This window comes from Aquibacillus albus (assembly GCF_016908325.1).
GTDB lineage: Bacteria > Bacillota > Bacilli > Bacillales > Amphibacillaceae > Aquibacillus_A > Aquibacillus_A albus.
In genome coordinates this window covers 57,629-77,438 of the sequence record NZ_JAFBDR010000005.1, presented here as the reverse complement: position 1 = coordinate 77,438, position 19,810 = coordinate 57,629, and the positions used below count along the sequence as shown (strand labels likewise).

21 protein-coding genes and 1 riboswitch are annotated in these 19,810 nt (G+C 36.7%); of the genes, 15 read left to right on the top strand and 6 right to left on the bottom strand.

Annotated features, from left to right (window positions below; translation table 11 throughout):
• Positions 1-51 precede the first annotated feature (51 nt).
• Entirely contained in the window at positions 52-1,464 is a 1,413-nt protein-coding gene (locus JOC48_RS06160) for a glycoside hydrolase family 18 protein (RefSeq protein ID WP_204498202.1), read from the bottom strand.
• A gap of 189 nt (positions 1,465-1,653) precedes the next feature.
• Positions 1,654-2,550: a DMT family transporter gene (locus JOC48_RS06155; protein ID WP_204498201.1), complete on the bottom strand. Its 897-nt coding sequence runs from the start codon at positions 2,548-2,550 to the stop codon at positions 1,654-1,656.
• 288 nt (positions 2,551-2,838) lie between these two features.
• On the opposite strand from JOC48_RS06155, the gene JOC48_RS06150 reads away from it, so the two are divergent.
• From JOC48_RS06150 to JOC48_RS06130, 5 genes are all read left to right on the top strand, one after another.
• Positions 2,839-3,111 (top strand): hypothetical protein, encoded by a 273-nt coding sequence (locus JOC48_RS06150; protein ID WP_204498200.1) that lies wholly within the window; start codon positions 2,839-2,841, stop codon positions 3,109-3,111.
• Between the two features lie 116 nt (positions 3,112-3,227).
• On the top strand, positions 3,228-3,785 hold the full coding sequence (locus JOC48_RS06145; RefSeq protein WP_204498199.1) for an AAA family ATPase: 558 nt from the start codon (positions 3,228-3,230) through the stop codon (positions 3,783-3,785).
• 121 nt (positions 3,786-3,906) lie between these two features.
• Positions 3,907-4,437, top strand: coding sequence for a hypothetical protein (locus tag JOC48_RS06140; protein WP_204498198.1), 531 nt, complete (start codon positions 3,907-3,909; stop codon positions 4,435-4,437).
• 153 nt (positions 4,438-4,590) lie between these two features.
• The gene (locus JOC48_RS06135) at positions 4,591-5,160 is read left to right on the top strand and encodes a CBO0543 family protein (protein ID WP_204498197.1); all 570 of its coding nucleotides are present in this window, start codon (positions 4,591-4,593) and stop codon (positions 5,158-5,160) included.
• Between the two features lie 62 nt (positions 5,161-5,222).
• Positions 5,223-6,104 carry an aminoglycoside 6-adenylyltransferase gene (locus JOC48_RS06130; RefSeq protein ID WP_204498196.1) on the top strand — a complete coding sequence of 294 codons (882 nt, stop codon included), beginning with the start codon at positions 5,223-5,225 and terminating at the stop codon, positions 6,102-6,104.
• Positions 6,105-6,245: 141 nt separating this feature from the next.
• On the opposite strand, the gene JOC48_RS06125 is transcribed toward JOC48_RS06130, so the two are convergent.
• The gene (locus tag JOC48_RS06125; protein WP_204498195.1) at positions 6,246-6,758 is read right to left on the bottom strand and encodes an acyl-CoA thioesterase; all 513 of its coding nucleotides are present in this window, start codon (positions 6,756-6,758) and stop codon (positions 6,246-6,248) included.
• 369 nt (positions 6,759-7,127) lie between these two features.
• Between JOC48_RS06125 and JOC48_RS06120 the strand changes: the two genes are divergently transcribed.
• Together JOC48_RS06120 and JOC48_RS06115 are read left to right on the top strand one after the other, a co-directional pair.
• Positions 7,128-7,319, top strand: coding sequence for a hypothetical protein (locus JOC48_RS06120; protein WP_204498194.1), 192 nt, complete (start codon positions 7,128-7,130; stop codon positions 7,317-7,319).
• A gap of 69 nt (positions 7,320-7,388) precedes the next feature.
• Positions 7,389-7,625, top strand: a complete 237-nt coding sequence (locus JOC48_RS06115; RefSeq protein ID WP_204498193.1) for a hypothetical protein — start codon at positions 7,389-7,391, stop codon at positions 7,623-7,625.
• 89 nt (positions 7,626-7,714) lie between these two features.
• On the opposite strand, the gene JOC48_RS06110 is transcribed toward JOC48_RS06115, so the two are convergent.
• On the bottom strand, positions 7,715-8,893 hold the full coding sequence (locus JOC48_RS06110; RefSeq protein ID WP_204498192.1) for an MFS transporter: 1,179 nt from the start codon (positions 8,891-8,893) through the stop codon (positions 7,715-7,717).
• A 205-nt stretch (positions 8,894-9,098) separates the two neighbouring features.
• Here JOC48_RS06110 and JOC48_RS06105 point away from each other — a divergent pair, with 205 nt between their 5' ends.
• The 5 genes from JOC48_RS06105 (at position 9,099) to JOC48_RS06085 (ending at position 13,541) form a co-directional block, all read left to right on the top strand.
• Positions 9,099-9,662, top strand: coding sequence for a hypothetical protein (locus tag JOC48_RS06105; RefSeq protein ID WP_204498191.1), 564 nt, complete (start codon positions 9,099-9,101; stop codon positions 9,660-9,662).
• A gap of 152 nt (positions 9,663-9,814) precedes the next feature.
• A complete protein-coding gene (locus JOC48_RS06100) occupies positions 9,815-10,858 on the top strand; it encodes a glutathione S-transferase family protein (RefSeq protein WP_204498190.1) in 1,044 nt (347 codons plus the stop codon).
• A gap of 13 nt (positions 10,859-10,871) precedes the next feature.
• Entirely contained in the window at positions 10,872-11,372 is a 501-nt protein-coding gene (locus JOC48_RS06095; protein WP_204498189.1) for a GNAT family N-acetyltransferase, read from the top strand.
• 36 nt (positions 11,373-11,408) lie between these two features.
• Positions 11,409-12,182, top strand: a complete 774-nt coding sequence (locus tag JOC48_RS06090; RefSeq protein WP_204498188.1) for an alpha/beta hydrolase — start codon at positions 11,409-11,411, stop codon at positions 12,180-12,182.
• A 264-nt stretch (positions 12,183-12,446) separates the two neighbouring features.
• Positions 12,447-13,541 (top strand): N-acetylmuramoyl-L-alanine amidase, encoded by a 1,095-nt coding sequence (locus tag JOC48_RS06085; RefSeq protein WP_204498187.1) that lies wholly within the window; start codon positions 12,447-12,449, stop codon positions 13,539-13,541.
• 68 nt (positions 13,542-13,609) lie between these two features.
• Here the strand turns inward: JOC48_RS06085 and JOC48_RS06080 are convergent, their stop codons facing one another.
• Entirely contained in the window at positions 13,610-13,894 is a 285-nt protein-coding gene (locus tag JOC48_RS06080; protein ID WP_204498186.1) for a phospholipase A2 family protein, read from the bottom strand.
• Positions 13,895-14,121: 227 nt separating this feature from the next.
• Here JOC48_RS06080 and JOC48_RS06075 point away from each other — a divergent pair, with 227 nt between their 5' ends.
• The 3 genes from JOC48_RS06075 to metE all read left to right on the top strand — a co-directional run bounded on the left by JOC48_RS06075 (position 14,122) and on the right by metE (position 19,199).
• Positions 14,122-14,607 (top strand): DUF1189 family protein, encoded by a 486-nt coding sequence (locus tag JOC48_RS06075; RefSeq protein ID WP_204498185.1) that lies wholly within the window; start codon positions 14,122-14,124, stop codon positions 14,605-14,607.
• Between the two features lie 137 nt (positions 14,608-14,744).
• Positions 14,745-14,854, top strand: a riboswitch (SAM riboswitch).
• A gap of 133 nt (positions 14,855-14,987) precedes the next feature.
• Positions 14,988-16,841: a bifunctional homocysteine S-methyltransferase/methylenetetrahydrofolate reductase gene (locus JOC48_RS06070; RefSeq protein WP_204498184.1), complete on the top strand. Its 1,854-nt coding sequence runs from the start codon at positions 14,988-14,990 to the stop codon at positions 16,839-16,841.
• A 66-nt stretch (positions 16,842-16,907) separates the two neighbouring features.
• The gene (metE, locus tag JOC48_RS06065; protein WP_204498183.1) at positions 16,908-19,199 is read left to right on the top strand and encodes a 5-methyltetrahydropteroyltriglutamate--homocysteine S-methyltransferase; all 2,292 of its coding nucleotides are present in this window, start codon (positions 16,908-16,910) and stop codon (positions 19,197-19,199) included.
• A 129-nt stretch (positions 19,200-19,328) separates the two neighbouring features.
• On the opposite strand, the gene JOC48_RS06060 is transcribed toward metE, so the two are convergent.
• On the bottom strand, positions 19,329-19,598 hold the full coding sequence (locus tag JOC48_RS06060; RefSeq protein WP_204498182.1) for a hypothetical protein: 270 nt from the start codon (positions 19,596-19,598) through the stop codon (positions 19,329-19,331).
• Positions 19,599-19,810: the final 212 nt, after the last annotated feature.

Here is a 19,810-nt window from a genome sequence, read left to right as displayed (position 1 = left end):
CTACATTATGCTTAAAAAAGCTAGCTCGGTTTATCACCGAGCTAGTTTTTTTTACATTAATTTTCTTATATTAAAATTATCTTCAAGGAGCTCCCAGTTTTGCGGATAAGGATACCCTAATGCCCAGTAGCTAATTCCAGCTAAATTATATTCCTTAACCATATCAAATTTCGCTTGCGCACTGCGGGCATCTTCAAACCAAACCTCATGATTACGCCCTTGTTCATCAACATAACGGAAAAATGGTGACGCTGCTGCTGTATCATATTGAATCCTTGCTCCATATTGAACTGCACGTCTTACGGCTTCTTGCGGACTAAAGGTTTCTGCTTCCTGTCCTTGAACGTGTGGAAGGAGCCAATCCCGTGCATAAATTTGGAACCCTAAAAATATTTTTTCTGGTGGCATCACTGTCAATGCATAGTCAACAACACGTCGCATTTGATTGATTGGTGATATGGCTTGTGGTGGACCAAAACGGTATCCCCATTCATAGGTCATCAGTACAACAAAATCGACAATTCTTCCGTGTGCTTCATAGTCATGTGCTTCATAAAGTAAACCAGGCTGTTCACCACTTACTTTCGGTGCAACTGCGGTTGAGACGAAATACCCTAATGGATGTAAACGGTCGACCGCCTCTTGTAAAAAGTTATTATATAGTTCTCGGTCTTCTGGAAGGACATTTTCAAAATCTACATTTACCCCTTGGTATCCTTTTTTATCCATAATTCGAATGATATCAGTAATTAGATTTTGCCGGTATTCAGGTGTTTCTAAAACAACGTGAGCTAAGTTTGAACCAGCGGATGTTGTAGTGAAATTTGTGATCGACATCATTGGAACAACATTTTTTTCTAAAGCTGCAGGAATCATAGCCTCATCCCTCATAGGCGAAAGTGTTCCATCCTCTGTTATCAAGTATGCAAATGGGCTTAGGTAAGTCAGTAAATCTCCTACCTCGTTAATAGACTCTACTGCTTCGTTTGGTGACTGATAGGTATATGCATTAACATCAATTGTTGGTTTTGGTCTAGGAATGATTAACAAAGTTCCAGGATAAATCAGATTAGGATTTTCAATCTGATTTTCATTTATAATCGACTGGACCGTTGTTCCGTATTGATTGGCAATTTGCCATAATGCTTCTCCTGGCTGAACCTGGTGAGTGATCGGTGGAATGATTAAATTTATTCCGGGATAGAGTACGTTAGGGTCTGTTAACTGGTTTGCTTGAACAATAGATGCAATCGGCACTCCATACTGCTGGGCAATCGACCATAATGTTTCTCCGTATTTGACAATGTGTGATGTTCCAGGTGTAGGAATAACTAGGGATTGCCCAACCACTAGTTGATTCGGGTTAGGTAATTCGTTTGCCACTACAACTGCGTTCATTTTTACATTGTAGCGATTAGCTATTTGCCAAAGTGTTTCACCGCTACGAACGACATGGATTATCATCTTTCTCTCTCCCCTACATGCTTATGTTTTTTCGTTCGGCAACCTCCCGTTACAGGAAATTACGCATTTTTCTAATGTACTATATGTTAGAATGGAGAGAATTGTGTTGTTGCCCCAATTAAGTAAAAGCTGTTTTTTACTTTTTTTACACGTTATCAAAAATTCATTGGAGGAAATCATGGTCAGTGATTAGTTGCCAGGTTCCTTCACCACTTTTTTTTGTTTCGAAATCTTTGCTGCTGGTAAACTTAATAAAATCATACCTATTAAGAATAGTAGTGATCCCACAATCACATAGATGGTGATCGGCTCATTGTAAAACAGCCATGACCAAAATAATGTGAATAATACACTGGAATTAACAAGTATAGCAGCAACTAAAAAAGATACTTGTTTCAATGCTTTTGAATAAATGATAAAACTGGTCCCTGTGATAAAGCCTAAAGCAACCAAAGCAAAAATAGAGATTCCATTAAAATCACCCGACCACTCAAACTGAGCCGGCAGCGGGAGTGTTGTTATTAAGCTGCACCATAGAAAGATTGACAAATTCATGTCAACCGCATCCATTTTTTGAATCAACACCTTTTGGCTAACGAAATGGAAACTGGCTCCAAAGGCAGATAAAGCAAATATCAACGTCAAAAAGAGGTCAAATTCCAATAGTTCATGCATTGGCAGTCCATTCCAACTAATAAGAAAAACACCAGAAATACAAAGCGCCGCAGATACCAATGAGAGGAACGTCGCTTTTTCTTTAAAATAAAAAATAGAAAATAGCAGCATGAAAATGGTCAAAAATGGCGTTATTAAAATTTGTTCATACGCATATCCAATAGAAACGCCAAAGTTTTCAAAAAGGTAGTTCATTACTTTCCCAAGTGCTCCGTACCAAATCCACTTTGATTTCCAAGTGATTTTGACTTTTCTTTTACTCATCCAAATAAATAAAAACAAGAAAATAACACCTAGAAAAAATCGCAAAAACGTAATTGTATAACTGTCTACCGTGAAAGAAGCCGCCTTCACTAATATACTGACAAAGCTCCACATTAAAGTACTAAGTAAAAGTAAGAGTATCCCCATATGTATCTAGTCATCCTTTTTATTTTTAACTTGTTCTTTTGATAGATTCGCCAAGAATGGAATCATTCCTTATAATTAGACGATGTTTTCATTGTAATGCAGGTAGGATGAAAATACTATATTTTCTGAAACTAAATTATTTTGAAAAAAACGGAACTGTTTTGAAGTGTGAATCGTCTATATCTATAGAGGTTAAAGTATTTATCTAGGGTTGGGGATTTTGTGATCTTTGATATAACAAAGATATATTTTAAAAATAACAATTTTTTGAGAAAGAAGAGGATAACTATGAAGAATATCATTTGGTACGGTTTTATTATTTTTACAATAGTGCTAACCTTGACTGGATTTTCTAAACTAAAAAATAGTGTTGATCGTGGTACAGATTTGGCAAATGAGTATCTGCGTACATCAATGGGGGGCAGTATGGATGCAGATGATTTCCGAACTATTACAGAGGGGTTTATTTTATCGAACATCACGTTAGGTGGAATTATGTTTTTGGTAGGACTTACATTTTTTTGTGTAAGTATCTATAGACTAATTAATGAAAAACAATGATGAAACGAGTTATTGATGCAGAAAAAAGGTAGGTCTATTTCGTTTAAGGATGATAGCATAAAATCATGGCTTATGAAACGATTTTATAAAACGTCAAATAGGGATGGGGGAAACTAATGAAGTTTGTTTTAGTATTTGGACCTCAAGCAGTAGGTAAAATGACAGTGGGTCAAGAGTTATCAAAGATTACTAAGTTAAAACTATTTCATAATCACATGACAATTGATTTGTTAGAACCATTTTTCGGATTCAGTGCTGAAATGTGGAGGTTATCTACCTTATTTCGAGAGGAGATATTTAAGTCTTTTTCACAAAGTGATGAGTATGGAATGATTTTTACTTTTGTGTGGGCATTTAATCAAGAAGAAGATTGGGATTTTGTTGATAAAATATGTGAAACGTTTAATTCTCAAGGAGCTGAAATATATTTCGTAGAGTTGGAAGCTGATGTAGATGAAAGGCTTAAACGGAATAAATCACCAAATAGACTTGAACAAAAGCCGACAAAAAGAAATATTGAACAATCTGAGCAGAACTTATTAAGCACGATAGATAGTCTTAGATTGAATTCAGAAGAAGGTGAAATTAAACTAGAAAATTATTTAAGAATAAATAATACAAATTTGAGTGCTAAGGAAGTAGCACAAATGATTAGCAATCAATTTCAATTATAATTCGTGAATGTTAGGGCTGATCACAAGCAATATTATTTAGTTGTAAGCGTTATCGATTGGAGTATTTTTATAAAATTGATATAATTCAGATAAATCATACATAATAAAGGTGGGAATTGTTATGAATGAAACCGCGTCACTTATTCAAAGGTTTGAGGAAAGAAGTCCACTGCCGCCACTTTGTCCAAAAGAAATATGGAAGCCTGAATTGTCAAAAGCAATTGAAGAGCTATCAGATCAAGAGTTAACGGGAAAGGGAGACCCATCACCACTTGCAGCTCAGGCAACACGTTCTGGTTTGCTTCTATGGAATGATGATCTCTATGCTTCTCATTCTATTTCACAACAAATACCGGAAGCTATAGGAAGCTATTGGCATGGAATCATGCACAGACGTGAAGGCGATTTTAGTAATGCTAAACATTGGTTTCGAATGGTAGGCCAATATCCTTTGTTTGAAAAGTTGTATGAGGAAGGTTGTAATATTTATCCTTCATTAAAAGAGTGGAAGCAATGGGATCCCAATCGTTTTATTGACGAAGTAGCGGATGTTACAGCTAATGGGGAAGAAGATAGTTCACGTGGTGAGCAATTAAAAAAGCTTCAGGTGCTTGAAATATCTATGCTTTTGCAAGACAGTTTGCACAAATAATAAAAAACTTTTATACGTTTGATTGAAAAAGAAGGGATTGTCACTATTTTTAGGACAATTCCTTCCTTTTTAATGGAAATGGGGAAGTATATATGAAACATAATGGAGTTAAACTGGAAAATATAACTAAAACATAAAGGATACTACCAAATTATGAATCAAACATATATAGAGAAAACCAATGAACTATATAGATCAGTTGACCAAACACAGTCCGAAATGATTGAACTATGGATGAAAGATGTTGTTTTCACCCCCCTCTGGTGGCTAGGAATTGTTTTAAGTATCGTTCCTTGGGTGGTTTGGGCATTTTTCCATAATAAAAAAAGCAGGAATAGAATGCTGTTTGCTGGCTTTGGTATCACGATAATATCATCTTTTTTTGATTTTTTAGGTGTGCAATTAGGTTTATGGGTTTACTATTATGAGTTGATACCATGGATACCAGCATATGAACCTTGGAACGGGACGCTTGTGCCTGTTGCTATATTGGTGCTGATCGAATATAAGCCTTCCATATCTCCTTTTCTGAAAGGTGGGGTTTTTGCAGGTTTTACTGCATTTATTGGTGAGCCATTTTTTGAATATATAGGGCTATATAAAGAAATAAATTGGAATAGTTTTTACTCCTTTCCTATTTACTTCTCTATCTTTTTAGTGGGTTACTGGTTAAGTAGAAGAAATAATTTTGAAATTTACTGGTCCCTTAAATCATCAACTTGACTATACTGAACAAAATGCTAATAACAGTAGTGGGAATATTTAGACATTTGGGGTGAATGGTATTGAGAAGCGAAAAAGAAATGTTTGATTTGATTTTAGGAGTAGCTGAAAAAGATGAACGAATTCGAGCAGTCTATATGAATGGTTCTAGAACAAATCCCAACGTTCCAAAAGATATATTCCAAGATTATGATATTGTTTACGTAGTAACAGAAACCACCTCTTTTATAAAAGATGAGCAATGGATCCATGTTTTTGGTGATTTGTTGATGATTCAAGAACCAGATAAACTGGATTATCTTGTTGGTAAGGATGTCAATTTTGATAAATCTTACGGATACTTAATGCTTTTTACAGATGGAAATCGGATCGATCTTCATATTGAAACACAAGAAGCTATGACTGAAGGATTTCTTAGTGACAAGCTTACTGTTCCGTTACTAGATAAGGACAACATTCTCCCACCCATTTCTGCTCCCACTGACATTGACTATCATGTTAAAAAGCCGACAGAAGCTATGTTTTATAGTTGCTGCAATGATTTTTGGTGGTGCATGCAAAACGTTGCGAAAGGAATTTGGCGTGATGAATTGCCATATGCAAAGCAAATGTTTGAACAGGTGATCAGACCAAGGCTTAATGAAATGGTTTCCTGGTGGGTTGGTACCCGACATGACTTTAGCGTTTCAACAGGAAAGATGGGAAAGTATTTTAAGAAATATCTTCCATTGTCGTATTGGGAGTTATATGAAAAGACGTATGCTGACAGCGGTTATGATAACGTGTGGGAAGCAGTATTTACAGCTTCTGAACTATTTCGGCTGTTAGCAAATGAGGTAGCTGAATTATTAAATTTTTCATATCCAGCTGCTGATGATAAAAACATGACGGAATACCTTGAACATATTAGAAAGTTACCTGTTAATGCAAAAGGGATTTACTAAGATTTAGCGACAAATTTAATATTGTGAAATTATATCAGAAGAGAATCCAGTACAAATAAAAAAGAGGGAATTGCTAATGCATGAGTAACAACTCCCTCTTGCCGATTATTAGGTTTGAAATACGCTCTCTGATCATACATTCTATTCCCACGCTTTTTTGGTCGTAAAGAAACCAGCTAATTCTTTACTGGCCTTTCTATGTGCCTTACGTAATTCAGCTCTTTCCTTTCCTGATTCATGTAATTTTATTTCTTCCTCGGTCTGGGGAATTACTGCTGGAACGTTGGATGTTTTACCGTCATCATCTAGCGCAACAAATGTTATGAAAGATGTAGCAGCTATTTTTCTATCCCCAGTTCTTAAATTCTCTGCAATTATTTTAACAAACACTTCCATCGAGGAAGTTCCTGTCCACGTAACAAAAGATTCAAAGTAAACAGAGTCATCTGGTGTGATAGGATTTAGAAAATCAACGGAGTCAGTTGATGCTGTTACACAATCTTTTCTTGAATGTTTAGCAGCTGAAATCGATGCAATCATATCCACATCACTCATTAATTTACCACCGAACAATGTATTGTGGTTATTAACATCGTTTGGAAAAATCCTGCTCGTTCTCACAACTCTAGATTCATATACATATTTTGATTCCATACCGTTTGCCTCCAATTCTGAAACTTTATGATAAGCATTAACAATAATTTAGGATCACAAACTCCTTTTAAGAGGATGTTTAAAAAAACACCAAAGATAAGCGTCCCATCTCTTCGTTGGCTCGTTCTTCCGGTACTCATGTAGTAAAAAGCACCAGGGGAACTTCTGCTAAGAACGTGCACGTCCTGTGCACATCGTAGAAGTAAGCACATCATGTGCAATTCCGGTCCTCAGAAGCTTAACCATATCGACTTGCTTGCTTCTAATTTGCTGAGTTTTTGAGCACGTACTTTAATCATTGGTAACATTGAAACTTAAGTGTTGCTGACAACGTCTTATATAATGGAAAAGAAGAGAGGGGTGTTGATAATGGAACGAATGATTAGTCAGTTTTTTGCTTTCATCGTGGGTCTTGTTTTTATGGTTTTACCTTTACGGCAGCAAATATTTGAAGGTTTTACACCTTATATTTCATCTCTACTACATATTATCGGTTTTATTGTCGTCTTATATTTTGGATCTCATTTGATTTATCTAGGATGGAAGAAAAGTAGAACTTAAAAAGGATTTTGCTGATACGTTTGTAGAGTTGCCATTCATATATAAAAAATTGTATTGGGAGGTATGAGGATGAAAAAAATTATAATTGGAGTTTCTGGAATTATCGCATCGGCTATTGTCTATGGATTTTATCATCTATCTGTGTCCATATTATTTTATGGAACCACCCCTTGGGAGTCTACATTCAATCAATACTGGCACTATGTACAAAAGACTAGTGGAGTTATTCCATTGTTCATTAGTATAAGTTTGTTTGTTGTAGGGGTGATTTTTATAAGAGATGGGCTAAGAGGTGATTCTAATTAAAAAAGTGATACATGAATCAATTTGACTAGTTGGAGCCTTGTTTTCATTTTAACTCCAACTAGCGCTTTTCTTAGTAATCTATTCATGCGTCATATCACCTGATTATTTTTTCGCAATACCACATAAATAACTACACAACTAGCCGAACAGGCGAGGGCAGAAATAGAAATAAACCCATAGCCGGCGTGTAATCCAAGAATGTTATTATTAGATAATAAACTTACGATATCAATAATAAACCCAATTAAAAGGTTTCCAATTACACTACCAATACCAATCAGGGTTACTGTAAAAGTGATTGCCGTGTCTGTTCCTTTTGGATAACGTTTGGCTAGTAAGGCCATCATCGTTGGATACACAGGTGCGATACCAATCCCTGCAATTGCGAATAGAATAGCAGCTTTTTCTCCGATAAGAATTCCTGCTAGACCGCACATTCCTGAAAAAGCAGAAAAAATAATAATTGATTTCGTGTATCCAAATTTATCTGTAATTGGTCCGAGCAGTAATCTTGCAAACATAAACAATAGGAAAAATAGTGATAGCAGTTCAGAACCATCATCCAATGTCCAGCCGTACACCTTCACTAAATAGTTAACGAGCCAGCTAGCCATTCCAAGCTCTGCTATGATTCCAAAGGTTAATGCCACAACAATTAACCATGCGATTGGATCTCGGTATAGACCTTTTAGTGAAATTCGGTCTTCCTTTTCAGCCGTTTCATTCGGCAATCTACTAATTAAAACCGGAATGATTGGTATAAGGGAAAAAGACAGCATCACTAAGTACATTCCACGCCAACCAAGCTCCGCGTTCATAACGTACCAACCCATCATTGACGCAGCAAAAATAGGTGCGACCGTAGAGCCCAATCCATAAAAAAAGTGGGATAGATTGAGCATTGTTCCAGTGTTTTTTGTAAATATTCGAGCCGCAATAATGGCTAAACTAATTTCCAGCATTCCATTCCCGATATTTAGAAAGAAATAAGAAGCTGATAGAATAACGTAATTACTAGATAAGTAGATAAATAATCCTGAGATAGCCATTGATCCGAACATGATAACGCTCGTTAGCTTCAGTCCAATTTTGTTAATTAATGTTGATGTAAAGGAGCAGGCAATTAGAAAGCCTAATGCATTTAATGCTAGTAGAATACCAAGCTTGGCTTCACTAACTTGAAAGTCTGCTTGAATAGCTGGAAGGGCAGGGCCTTTAATATTTTCTGAAATACCAAACATTAAGAATCCGCCAAATACAACGATCATTAATATGTAATAATTTGCTCTAGCAGTAATTTTCAAAGCTTACACTCTCTCTTTCTAATATTATTACTGAAACTTTTTGAATGCTTTTATCGTATATACGTATTGTAAACGTTATCTAGAATTTATCAACGAAACTGTTTGGGTGTGTTTTTGAATTAGTAAAATTTCAAGGTTTAAAAGTAAATGAAAAGGAAGGTGGATACACTTGTATATATGGATAGGCTTTGGATTCATGCTTTTAATTATCGTGCTATTGTTTGCAGCTAAATTTGCTCCATATTCCGCATTGATGAGCAGTTTTAACAAGGGTAGTTTTCGTAACTTAATCATTGGCCTTTCGGTTATATCGATAGCTTCTTTTAGCTACGGGATTTACCATTACCTTACGTATCAACCATCTTTTCTTGACATACAAGTTGAAGGGAAGGATTATACAATATTTGGTGACATTGGAGAGTTCGGTTATTTTGCTGATCGTTTACCGAAGAAAGGTGAAGAAATCGAATTGTATTTCGTATCTTGGGAAAATCTTACTCCCTTTCGAACGAAGCTAATTGTTGATTATCCTTCTGGTGTAAAAGAGAATTGGAATCCAAGCTTATCGATTATGGAGGGTGCTTCCATTGAAGCACTGAAAGAAAAGCATGATATTGAACAACTATTTCAAGCCTCGGCTTATACATTTAAAGAAGCTGGCAAAGTAACAATTTTTGTTGTCGATCAAAATGGAAAGGTCGTTGCTGATTATCCGATTAATGTACAAGAGTAAAGGAACCCGCAAATAAGACATGCTTCGATGGAATCATGTTTGTCTTGGTTTAGCTAACTAGTACATATGAAGCACAAAAATGTTAATCAAATGATAAAATAGATATAATTTTAAAAAAGATACTTATGAAGTTCTAGGAAAGGATGTATCTCATGACACAAAATGATCAGCAAGCAAGTTGTGAAGTCAAATTTGATCAAAAGTCATCAAATGATTCAATGAAGAAACCGGATGAAATCAGTACGGATGGCTCGTTTAAGCGTCAAACGAATCGATTTACAACTCCGTTTGGGAATCAACCAGGAGAACTTCCTGTAGAGGCAGGGCGATATCGACTAATTTGGTGTCCAGCTTGCCCATGGGCGCATCGCTCGGTGATTGTTCGAAAAGTACTTGGACTTGAAGAAGCCATTAGCTTAGGAACCGTCAGTCCATTTCGTCCTAGAGTTGGTCGTGTTGACTGGGAGTTTTCTTTAGATGAGAATAACATTGATCCAGTTTTAGGCGTGCAATATGTAAGCGAGATTTATTTGAAAACAGATCCGGAATATGCTGGGCGTCCTACTGTGCCAGTAATGGTAGATGTACAAAAGCAAGAGGCTGTCAATAATGATTATTTCAATCTAACTAATTACTTTGAAACCGTGTGGGCACCTTTCCATAAAAAGAAAGCACCTGATTTATATCCGGAAGAACTTCGTGAAGAAATCGATACGTTAAGTGATGTTATTTTTCATGAAGTAAATAATGGCGTATATAAATGTGGATTTGCCCATTCACAAGAAGCTTATGAGGCAGCCTATGAAACGTTATTTGCTAGGTTAGATGAGTTAGAGAATCGCTTGTCTAAGCAACGTTTTCTAGTAGGAGATTACATAACAGATGCAGATGTCCGTTTTTATACAACATTGGTTCGGTTCGATGCTGCCTATTTTACTGCCTTTAATACGAATCGGAACTTGATACGTGAATTCCCGAATTTATGGGGCTATGCACGTGACCTTTATCAAACACCTGGATTTGGAGATACGACTGACTTTGTTGCGATTAAACAACATTATCACCAGTCGATAACAATTAATCCAGATAAGGAAGAGGTAAAAATTCTACCTAAAGGTCCTGACGTATCAATTTGGAATACTGCTCATAACCGTCAAAGCTTGAGCAATAAACAAGAGAAATTTTTGAAAAGGTAGGAGTAGGTAAATCATGATTATACGTGATGCAAAAAAAGAAGAATTATCACTGATACGAAAACAGCGAGTGGAAGCTTACCGTGAACATGCAAAAGCAGTTAATGAGGAGCATTGGCAGGCATTAAAACAGGCAATTTCATCAGATGCTGATACCGGACCAGGGGTAGAGTTAATTGTTGCTGAAATAGATGGGGAAATTGTAGGAAGTGTAGCTTTATTCCCCGCGAATACGGATGCTTATGAAGGATATGTCGATGAACTCGATTATCCAGAAATTCGTGTATTAGCTGTTGCTCCAGAAGCACGAGGAAAAGGTGTAGCTTCTGCGCTGATAGATGAGTGTATACGCAGAACGAAGGAAAAGGGTTATGATTCTATTGGTTTACACACCGGAAGCTTTATGAAAGAAGCCATTAAGCTATATGAGCGAGTTGGTTTTGAACGATTACCCAAACACGATTTTGAACCTGCAGATGATGGGGTAATCGTAAAGGCGTTTCGACGTTCACTATAAAAATAATAAATTTTAATGAAGAAGAGAGGATTTAGTATGGCTTTAATCAAATGTGAATTTTTTTCAGAAGTGTTAGAGTTAAGCACCTCAATGACTGTCATTTTACCTCAACAAACGAAAACACAAATAGGAATGCAAAATAAAGCAACTAATGATAAACACCAGACATTATATCTACTTCATGGATTGAGTGATGATGATTCAATATGGACGAGAAGAACATCAATTGAAAGATATGCCGCACCTCTTGGATTAGCTGTTGTTATGCCACAAGTTGATCGAAGTTTTTATGCAGATATGAAATATGGGAACAAATATTGGACATTTTTGACAGAAGAATTACCGTTGCTTGCCAGATCATTTTTTCCATTGTCGGATGCAAGAGAGGATAATTTTGTTGCAGGACTTTCTATGGGGGGATATGGAGCCTTTAAATGGGCTCTAAACCGACCAGAACAATTTAGCGCTGCCGCTAGTTTGTCTGGGGCAGTAGATATAGTAAGTCGCATAAACAAGCCAGAGAGAGAAGAAACTTTTCGTTTAGTCTATGGTGATGAAGATGTAGCTGGGACAGAGCATGACTTATTTTCGCTTATAGAAAAAACAGATAAAAATGAACAAAAGCCAGTGCTTTATCAGTGCTGCGGCACAGAGGATTTTTTATACGACGATAATATTCGGTTCAAAGAATTTTGTGAAAAATCCAATTACGATTTGACCACAGATTTTAGTCCAGGTGAACATGAGTGGGGGTATTGGGATAAAACGATACAAGATGTTTTATCGTGGTTACCTTTAAACAATAATTAATGTTTCCTTTGGTGGAATAACATCTTCCTTTCATAGGTACTCTTAAGTATAAACACAGATATTTTCACAGGTGAATTCATAATAGAATTCACCTGTTTTTTTGTGATAGGAAAAATGGTTTCTTCTAATGCTTATATCGTTCATTTTAGGTAAGAAACAGACAGACAAAATACTTCATTTAAAAGCCTTTTTTAAGAATGTGTTATTAACGCCTTGTCCGATTAAAGGAAAATGCATATCAATGGAATATGGAGGTGAAAATCTATGTATTTAAAGCGTGATTTGATTACTGGTAACAACCGTCCTGGTGATAAATTGGAACTTAAAACAATTACCATTCATGAAACAGCAAACCCAAATGAAGGTGCTGGTGCTCAAATGCATCGGGACTATGCCCAGAACACAACCAATAGTGTATCTTATCACTGGGTCGTTGATGACAAGATTGCCATTCAAGTAGTTCCTGATGAAGAAGTAGCTTGGCATGCAGGAACTGATGAAGGTAATAAAACATCACTCGGCATTGAGATTTGTGAAAATCGTGATGCTGATCCAGTAGCTCGATATGACAACGCAGTTTGGCTTGCGGCATACTTGCTCCATAAGCATAAGCTGTCTATCAACGATTTAATTCCTCATAAAGATTGGTATGGTAAAAACTGCCCAAGAAATCTTTTAGCTGTATGGCAGGATTTTAAAAGGGATGTTGCTGCAAAATTAGCATCGATGCAGCAGAATAAAACGCATATTAAAGGAAAATCTGAAATTTCTGCTGAACAGATGAGAGCGTATTTAAAGAAACGAAATCCTGATGCTCCGGACTATGTTGACCTCTATTTTCAAATGGAGGAAAAAGAAGGCGTTAGAGCAGATGTTGCTTTTGCCCAAAGCATCCTAGAAACAAATGCATGGAAGTTTGGGGGAGTAGTTTCTGAAAAGCAAAATAATTTTGCTGGCTTAGGCGCTACAGGACCCGATAATCCTGGTTTGAGTTTTAATACCCCTCTAGAAGGAATTATGGCACAAGGCAGACACTTACGACTGTATGCCGAATATAACCCAAATTTAAATGATAAAAAAGTTGACCCCCGGGGACTTCCAAACCATTTGTTAGGGTGGGCGCCTTTTGTTGAAGACTTAACTGGAAAATGGGCTGTCGATATTATGTATGGGTATAAAATAAAGCGTATGATATACGAAATGAAAATGACAGAACCACTTGAGCATTGGACCATTCCGCAAATCGAAAAGCTAAAAGAACGTGGAATTATTAAAAAGACACATGATCCGGAAGAGGTTGTTAAATTTGGGGTACTTGCAACAGTTTTAAATAACTTAATGGATCAAATGAAAAAGTAGCGGATAGAATATGTAGAACGCTTGGTTCATCCAAGCGTTTTGTATGTTAGTTATGTGTTAAACATCCTCTAAAACCGAAATAGATTGCGGAATTTGATAAAATTATAAATGAGTCTAGCATCTCTTCCACTAGGGCTACGATTATCTAGTTTGTTTTGAAGACAATCTAGTAATAGTTCGTCACATTTTCTAGAGGAACCATATTTTCGATAGCAGTCATCATGATCTTTACAGCAATTGTCGACTTCGTTGACAGGTTCACCTGGCCCACTGCATCCTGGTCCACACCAACGATAACCGGGTAAACAAAGACCTGGCCGTCTCCTTATTTGCCTTCTTCTCCATCTATTCATGACCATCACCTTCTTCTTTTTAATCTATAAATGGAGTCGGTTGAAAAGGTAAGGAACGTCGACACTCGTTATAAGAAGGAATGAATGTCGAGTTCTCTACACATGTCCTTACTATATTAATATGTGCAATGTTATTGTCATGATAGGGCGAAAGGATACAAATGAGAAAATTAGATTGGATTCATAGATTCCTTAAGGTAAAATGTGAAGAAGATGCATGGAGGGGGTTGAAACCGATCAAAACACTTGTACAACTTTTTAAACAAAGTATTCATTTGCCCAATAAAAAAGTAGTTTTCGGATTAAATAGAGTTACCATGAGGGATGCGTTAACCTACCTGTTTGTTTTACTTTTTATTTTACTTTTACCAGATGGAATTGATTGGCTTTCTAACGGTCAAATGATAGGAGATTCCCAACATAGTGTTTATGTATTGTTAGTCATTACTTTTTATCCGATGTATGTAATCTTCTCCGGGTTAATAGGGAGCTCGCTGTTGGCAGTTGGAGGATTTATTTTTGCGAAAATTTGCAAAAGAAACCTTGCTTATCAGCATATTTGGAAAATGAGCCTATTCGCTTTAACAATCCCACTAATGTTAAATACTATCCTATCTCTTCTGGGGTGGGAATACTGGCTGATACAGTTGTTTCTTTTCGGTTTTTTTTATATCATCTTGGTTAGGATGGTCATGATTTATCCGAAAAAATAAGTTTGGTTTAAATTTCGAGTATTAGCCAGTACGGGTTTCTGCCCAATTTCCACATAAAACAAACAACCATATAAAGTAACGGTTGACAATAAATGGTTGTGCAGCTATAATGAGTTTACAATATTATACAAGATATCTTCTTATCCAGAGAGGTGGAGGGAACGGCCCTTTGATACCTCGGCAACGGGCTTTTCATTCGTAAAAGCACCGTGCCAATTCCGCCAACCATTAGGTTGAAAGATAAGAAGAGTGCGGTTAGTAGATAATAAATGACTACCCCCTCTTCTTATTGGAGAGGGGGTTTTTTATGTTCAAAGAATGATTAATGGACTAGAAAAAAGTGAACATCTCTATATGTGAAAAGAAAGGAGCGGATGTATTTGGATCTGTTAACTGCTTTGAAAGACCGTATCTTAATCGGTGATGGAGCAATGGGAACCCTTCTTTACTCTAATGGAGTAGATCGGTGCTTTGAAGAGTTAAACTTAACACACCCTGATCAAATTTTCTATACGCATCAAGCATATATCCAGTCTGGTGCTAATGTTATTCAAACAAATACCTATAGCGCGAATTATATTAAATTGGCAAGGTACGGATTAGAGGATAAAGTTAAAAAAATTAATAAAGCGGCGGTGAAAATTGCTAAGCAAGCGGCAAATGAAGAAACATTTATTTTTGGAAGTATAGGTGGAATACGAGGGACCCAAAAAATACTAGGAACGATTGACGAAATCAAACGGAGCTTCCGAGAACAATTGTACTGCCTCTTACTTGAAGGGGTAGATGGTCTGATATTAGAAACGTACTACAGTGTTGAAGAGTTGAAAACTGTTTTAGCTATTGCAAGAGAAGAGACTGACCTCCCGATTATAGCCAATGTTTCCATGCATGAGCCTGGCGTCCTAGAAGGCGGTGTTTCGCTAGAGCATGCATTACATGAGCTAGATCAAACAGGAGCTGACATTGTAGGTATTAATTGTAGGCTTGGACCACATTATATGGTGGAATCCTTAAAGTCTGTCTCACTACCAGAAAACGCGTATCTAGCTGCTTATCCTAATGCTAGTTTACCAGCCTACCAGGATGGAAAATTAATTTATAACAGCCAACCGGATTATTTTAAAAGCTGTGCGCAAGAATTCCGAAATCAAGGAGTGCGGTTGATTGGGGGATGCTGTGGCACAACACCAGAACATATTCGGGCACTTGCCTCTGGGATTGAAGGATTAAAACCGTTAAAAGAAAAGAGTGTAGTGAAAAAACAATCAACAATAGAAGTGAAGGAAAAGCCAGTGCAAAGGCAGTCATCCCTTATTGAAATTGTCAAAGACAGACATTCCATTATTGTTGAATTAGATCCACCGAGGCATTTGCAAACAAAAGAATATTTTGAGGGTGTTCAATCACTGAAAAATGTAGGAGTAGACGCGATTACTCTAGCTGACAATTCGCTAGCTACACCAAGAATTAGTAATGCCGCCATAGCAACTCTGATGAAAAAACCCGAAATAGGGATGACACCACTCATTCATCTTACATGCCGAGATCGTAATTTAATTGGATTACAGTCACATCTAATGGGATTACATGCTTTAGGCATACATGAAATTTTGGCTATTACAGGTGATCCAACAAAAATAGGGGACTTTCCTGGAGCATCGTCTGTTTTTGATGTTACTTCCTTTGAGTTGATTCAATTAATCAAGCAATGCAATGAAGGCATATCTTTTTCAGGAAAATCACTTAAAGAAAAAACGACGTTTCGAATTGCTGCGGCTTTTAATCCAAACGTCGCTCACCTTGACAAGGCGGTTAGGAGGATGGAGAAAAAAATTGCGTATGGTGCAGATTATTTTCTAACTCAACCACTATACAGTTCAGAACAAATCATTAAATTGAAGGAAGCAACACAACATATTGATGCACCGATTTTTGTCGGCATCATGCCTCTAACATCCTCAAGAAACGCAGAATTTCTTCACCATGAAGTACCCGGCATAAAGTTAACAGATGAAGTCCGTTCTCGAATGGCTTCTACAGGCGATAATCGTGAACGCTCAGAAAAGGAAGGGCTCACGATTGCAAAAGAACTAATCGATACGGCATTAGAGCATTTTAAAGGAATATATTTAGTTACACCATTTATGCGTTATGACTTAACTGTTGAATTATCCATTTATATAAAGAAAAAAACAAATGCATTTACACGAAATGGGGTGACGTTCAAATAAGTGTTTGTATAATGAACTTTTGTATTTATTAGATGTAAAAAATATAAAAAAATGGAGGAATTTGTAATGACAAAAATTATTAGTTCAAATCTTGGTTATCCAAGAATCGGGGAAAAAAGAGAATGGAAGCAGGCGCTTGAGCAGTATTGGGATCACTCTATTTCAGAAAAGGAGCTATTAGATAAAACGAAAAAATTACGCCTTGAGAATCTTAAAAAGCAACAAGACCTAGGCATTGACCTTATTCCGGTTGGAGATTTTTCATTGTATGACCATGTTTTAGACACATCCGTAATGTTTGGGGTAATACCAAATCGTTTTGATTATCATGGGGGAAAAGTGAGCTTGGATACGTATTTTGCAATGGCGCGAGGAGTAAAGCATGCAGTTGCTTCAGAAATGACGAAATGGTTTAATACCAACTATCATTATATTGTTCCAGAGTTAGAATCTATTAAACCAACTGTAACTGAAAACCTTCCTCTTACTTATTACAAGGAGGCAAAACAGGAACTAGGTATTGATGGAAAGCCTGTAATTTTAGGCCCAATTACATACCTGAAACTGTCAAAGGGTTACGAGGAAAAAGACTTTGGTCACCTTTTACATGCATTTCTGCCTTTATATATTCAAGTATTTAAAGAGCTTGAAGAAGCAGGAGTGACATGGGTCCAGCTTGATGAACCAATTTTTGGTACAAATCTATCTGAAGAAATTCTTGCAAATACTCGACAAGCATATGAGGCAATACAAGATGAAGTCCCTAATTTAAATATAATTATCCAGACCTATTTTGAAAGTGTTGTTCAATATAAAGAAGTAGTAGATTTACCTGTTAAGGGGATAGGGCTTGACTTTGTTCATGGAGAATCGCTTTCATTGATTCAAGAATATGGTTTCCCAAAGGATAAAGTGCTTGCTGCTGGTGTTATAAATGGTCGAAATGTTTGGCGTGCTGACTTAGAAAACAACCTTCAACTGTTAGCGGATATTAAGCAAACTGTAGAAAGTGATCGTTTAATTGTACAGCCGTCTTCTTCACTTCTTCATGTGCCTGTTACAAAAGAGCAGGAAGAGGATTTGGATGTAACGATAAAGGGTGGATTATCTTTTGCAGATGAAAAATTAGTCGAGGTCGTAACTCTCACAGAAGGGTTAAAAAATGGCAAGCAAAGTGTCAATGAAGAGCTCCAAAAAAGTAAACAGGAACTGGAACGATTAAGAAATTCAACATTACGCACGAATAAGGAAGTTAAAGCAAATATTGAAAATTTAAATGAGGATGATATTAAGAGATCGGTGCCATTTAACCAGCGCATTAAAAAACAACAGGAGCACTTTCATCTGCCACTCCTTCCAACTACAACGATCGGTAGTTTGCCTCAGACGACCGAAGTAAAGAAGACAAGGACGGCTTGGCGTAAAAAACAAATCACGACAAATGAATACGAACAGTTTGTTCGAGATTACATTAAAAAATGGATTGGAATCCAAGAAGAGCTAGGCCTAGATGTGCTGGTTCACGGGGAGCCGGAAAGAGCTGACATGGTTGAGTATTTTGGTGAGAAACTAAATGGTTTTACCGTGACAAAGTATGGTTGGGTGCAGTCCTACGGGTCTCGATGTGTGAAGCCGCCATTAATCGTAGGTGATGTTTATTTTGACCAACCAATGACGGTCAAAGAAGCTGTCTATGCACAGTCGTTGACAGATAAACCTGTAAAAGGAATGCTTACAGGACCAACAACAATCTACAATTGGTCGTTTGTTCATAATGATGTTCCACGTAAGACAGTGTTAAATCAAATTGGTTTAGCATTAAGAAAAGAAATAGAAGCGCTTGAGGAAAATTGGATCAAAATCATTCAAGTAGATGAGCCAGCATTGCGAGAGGGACTTCCATTAGATCGTAACAAATGGCAAGACTACTTGGAGGATGCTGTATATGCATTTAAATTAGCAACAGCATCTGTAAAAGACGATACGCAGATTCATACACATATGTGTTATTCTGATTTTCAAGATATTTTTGATACGATTGATGCACTTGATGCTGATGTTATTTCTATTGAAACATCAAGAAGTCATGGCGAATTGATTTCTACTTTTGAAGAGAATACGTATAACAAGGAAATTGGTCTTGGTGTGTATGATATTCATAGTCCACGAATTCCAAGCAAGGAAGAAATTAAGCAAAATATTAATCGTGCCTTAAAGACTATATCTTCAAAGCAATTTTGGATAAATCCTGATTGTGGTTTGAAAACAAGAAAAGAGGAAGAAACCATAGAAGCATTAAAAACGATGGTAGAAGCAGCAAGAGAAATAAGAGAAGAGCTGTTAACGTACCAGAAATAGAAATCTCGCCCACGTTAATAAGAGGATTAGGAATCTAAAAAAGAATAAGCTTTAGAAATTGAAAAAGCACCTTGGTGCCCTTTTCCTAGATAGTGGAAAGGGGCATTCAAGGTGCTTTGATATTTGTCCTTATTGTTGTTGATTTTGTTGTTGTTGAGCCTGTTGCAACTGTTGGTTAGCTTGTTGCAGCTGCTGTTGCACTTGCTGGAACTGCTGCTGTTGTCCTTGTTGAGCAGTACCTTGGGCTTGTTGTAGCTGTTGTTCAGCTTGTTGCAGTTGCTGCTGTGCTTGTTGTAATGCTTGCGGATTTGCTTGCTGTGTCGCTTGTTGAACTGCTTGCTCCGCTTGTTGAATAGCTTGTTGAGCTTGTTGTACTTGTGGTTGTTGATTTTGTGGCATTAAAAAATCCTCCTAAAAAGTTTATTGTTACATCTATATCGTCTCTAACCTATAAAAAATAATTCATCAACCTTTTTAAAAATTTTAATTTCTTGGTTAAATAATAGTGTAGTTCCCAGATATGAATTTAGTTTACTTCTGTAACTATAAATCACTTCAAGGAACTTGTGAAAAATAAATGTTGGGACATTCACCCATATTACATAGGTTGC